Consider the following 237-nt stretch of genomic DNA (forward strand, 5'->3'; position numbering starts at 1 on the left):
GTGTACACGTTTCCCGTAATATCAGTCACAAAGTGCGTGTCGATGATCGTAAGGAAGTCTGTGATGATTTTAAAATGATGTATCAAGCCTCATCTAAAGAGGTGGCGTTGGAAGCACGTGGTGCTTTTGCGGAAAAATGGAAAACTAGCTATCCAAAAGGGGTTGAATCGATTCTTTCGAACGATCACTTGCTCACTTTCTATGATTTCCCCTTGGCCATACGCAAGAGTATTTATT

Annotated in this window: 1 protein-coding gene; it reads left to right on the forward strand. The window is 41.8% G+C overall.

All coding sequences use genetic code 11. The features are described from left to right. Positions 1 to 237 (forward strand): transposase (locus KQI94_RS16435; protein ID WP_216454703.1); only part of this gene is annotated, 237 nt, incomplete at both ends.

Source organism: Enterococcus sp. S183_ASV_20 (genome assembly GCF_018919685.1).
GTDB lineage: Bacteria > Bacillota > Bacilli > Lactobacillales > Enterococcaceae > Enterococcus > Enterococcus faecalis.